Source organism: Mesorhizobium sp. M7A.F.Ca.CA.003.01.2.1 (genome assembly GCF_003998945.1).
Lineage (GTDB): Bacteria > Pseudomonadota > Alphaproteobacteria > Rhizobiales > Rhizobiaceae > Mesorhizobium > Mesorhizobium ciceri.
In genome coordinates this window covers 1-2,947 of sequence record NZ_RZRA01000743.1, presented here as the reverse complement: position 1 = coordinate 2,947, position 2,947 = coordinate 1, and the positions used below count along the sequence as shown (strand labels likewise).

The following is a 2,947-nucleotide window of genomic DNA, read 5'->3' as shown; positions in this document are numbered from 1 at the left end:
ATCGAATACCGCGTGATCGACGCCATCGGGCAACTCGGCGCCGAGCACAGCGTCCCAGTAGAAGCGGCGATAGACGGTGGCGACCTGCGCGTCGCTGATCGCGCGCAGATCCGCCTTTGTCGCGCCCGCCTTCACATAGCGGCGGAAGCTGGCAAGCGTCACGCCCTTCATGGTGGCGCCGCCAGGATCGGCCAGATGGTCCGACCACCCGCCTTCCGATTTGAGAACAAGCGCAAGCGCCCGCGCGAAGTTGCGGTCCATGGTGTTTCCTTTCCGCCCTTCCGGGCAGTTGTTCAGTTTTTGATTTTTGGTATGTTCGCCGGGTGGAGGTTAGGCTTGGCGCGGGCGATTATGATTCTGGATATCATTCGCCAAGTTGGCAGATACAGACTTAAAATTCTGAGTATCGGCAAGAGAATCGTGCGCTCGGTAAGTCATTGACGCACCTAGGACGCGCAAAAGCACATATGCCTGACATAAGACATTTAGTTTTAGGAGTCCTCATCGGCGCCTTCTCTATCGCGTGGGTAGTTATTGCCACGATAGGGGTGCGGCGAGAGACGCGAGCGTACAACAAAAGCCTGAGAGACATCGATGAGAAGCTCCGTCAGGATAAAGATCAATGAATGAGTCTTCGGCGCGTTGACGCTGCGGAAATGATCAACAGGACTTCAGTCGAAGCGCCGCGACAACTCGTGCTGGATACAAGTAACTGAGGTCGGAGTTCGAAAATTCAGTTTCAGCTAGTTCTTTTTGAAGACGAACAGCTTTGTGTGAAACGATACTGGACTGATCACTAAGTCGATCGCGCGTCGTAAGGTCACCATCGGTCGCGACCGGCTCTCATACAATGGTTCAAGCAGGCGCTTGAACAAATTGCTTTCCCGCATCAACCCCAGATATCCGCCCCTGGACCGACTTTCCAAAAGCCGGAACCCCATCCCGCTGATCGTTCTAATTGTGTCGTTCGGGGTGAAGGCAAATTGGTAAAATCGAGCCATGTCCGCGGCACTCACATCTTCGTATCGACCGAGCCGCATCTTTAGACGCCTCAATGGCGACACGCTGGGGACAGTTAGGAAAAGGAGTCCGCCAGGTTTCAGCACTCGGCGTACCTCCTCGATGATCGATGCGTAACCATCCTTGAAATGTTCGATCACCCCTAAGGACCACACCCCTTCGAAAAAGGCATCCTCGAATGGCATTTCTCGCACGTCGCCGAGAACGATATTAAGTTCGGGGGCGTGCTTCTTGATTCTAGCGATGGTTACGGGGGCAAAGTCTAGTCCGTATGCCTCGAACCCGGCGTGATGGAGCCCAAAGACTGTGTTTGCCACACCGCAGCCTGCATCAATCACTCGATCAGGCGGGCTTAAATACTTTCGGGTAACATGCTGGACAAAGACGCTCTTTTTCCGAATGTCCGTTGCTGTTAGGGATTGCGCCCAACGATCGTCCCAGAATCCTTCGTCGGCTGGTTGGTCGATGAATACAAGACGATCATGCTGCCGATCGAGATATACCTGCTCCACCATTCATTTGCCTCCCCCAAGGCGCCGCTCAACGTCAGTTCATTTGCCGTAGTCTCGACCCACAATCGGAACAGCCGGAATGCTGGTATGGAAGCGCCCGAAGAGCAGTACCCACACCAAGACCTGAATCGTCACGAAACCGACGAATGGCTGCCGTGCCTGCGCAAGAACATTCTCCAAGGCATTCCGGTGCGCATAGACCCCAATCACGCTGCCGAGGATGATCCAGAAGAAGAACCACATACCCTTACTTTTGAGCGAAGCATGATGCAACGCCACCAACGCTCCGCCATAGATCAACCCAAATACGATCACAACGGGAATACCGCCAATCGCCCACGCCTGCCCCCAGAATGTACCAGCCAAGCCGTACAACGCCTGTGAAAATATCTGGGTCTGGAGCACCGTGTTGAACCCAGTGCTGTCGAAGCCGAAGGCCGACGGCTGAATTAGCAGTTGCGCCAAGGTATCGCGAACCGTGTTCCACCATGGATAGGTCGTGCTACTCCTAATCAGCCCTTCGATGTTTTCATGAGTGCCGAAGGCTTCCCAGGAGGCCACCATAGCCATCGGATCAGAACCGCCTGTCAGCATCCTGCCAAACGGCAGGTCGCGTTTGTAGGCCAGATAGAAGGGCTTCATAAAGAAGATGATCGCAAGCGTCGCCAGCCCGATCGCCCATGCCTTCCAATGCAGGGCCGCCTTCGTTATCGGCCACTCCCACAATAACACGATGGCAAACGCCATTGCCAAGATCACCGGGACCGTCCGATCACCCGCGATCGCATTAAGTGCGACCATTAACGCAAAGATGGCTTGATAAATACGAGCGCCGCGACCCCATGGCCTATCGAAATAGATTGATGCCAGAAGACCGATGCCGCTGACCCAACGCCACACGATGGAAATGAGCCCACCGACGGCGTCATAGATGTCGGCACGCTCCATCGCGTACCACTCAAGTCCAGCCCTGTTTGCCATCCATGCATAGCAGGCTAAAGAAATGATCAGCGCGCACCGAATGAACCAGATGACCCGCATCGGGTGCAGTTGGTAACAAGGGGGACGCCTGCCGCCCACAGACGAAGGCATCAGCAGCAGCGCCAACCCGAACCCTAGCCAAGCAGCGACCATCACCAGAATTGCTTCCGACGACGCCGGCTCAAGATATGGCACCAATCCTTTCGCGCTCACAGGCCGCGTGAAGCCAATCAGCGCGGGCACCGAATAAGCAAGAAGGCCGATATAGCCAATCGCTACAACAGAAACCCGATTGTGGCGGGCCACAAGTATAAAGGTGGTCACGGCCACCATTGACCACAGAGCGAGGACCATATCTTTCGTTCGACTATTTGGATCAAAAAAGCAACCTAGGCGATTCGGTCATTCACAACGACAAAGTCACAACTCGAAAT

At 54.8% G+C, this 2,947-nt stretch carries 3 protein-coding genes; all 3 read right to left on the bottom strand.

Translation table 11 applies throughout. The annotated features are described in order from the left end of the window. A partial coding sequence (locus tag EN969_RS24750; RefSeq protein WP_281060031.1) for a glycosyl hydrolase 108 family protein occupies positions 1–261 on the bottom strand: 261 nt, incomplete at its 3' end. 482 nt (positions 262–743) lie between these two features. Then, positions 744–1,535, bottom strand: a complete 792-nt coding sequence (locus EN969_RS24745) for a class I SAM-dependent methyltransferase (RefSeq protein WP_063168559.1) — start codon at positions 1,533–1,535, stop codon at positions 744–746. A 36-nt stretch (positions 1,536–1,571) separates the two neighbouring features. Then, the gene (locus EN969_RS24740) at positions 1,572–2,867 is read right to left on the bottom strand and encodes a hypothetical protein (protein ID WP_063168560.1); all 1,296 of its coding nucleotides are present in this window, start codon (positions 2,865–2,867) and stop codon (positions 1,572–1,574) included. Between the last annotated feature and the right edge of the window lie 80 nt (positions 2,868–2,947).

Coding starts and splice junctions, on each gene's coding strand:
- EN969_RS24745 (WP_063168559.1), bottom strand. CDS start 1,535: ATGGTGGAGCAGGTATATCTCGATCGGCAGCATGATCGTCTTGTATTC.
- EN969_RS24740 (WP_063168560.1), bottom strand. CDS start 2,867: ATGGTCCTCGCTCTGTGGTCAATGGTGGCCGTGACCACCTTTATACTT.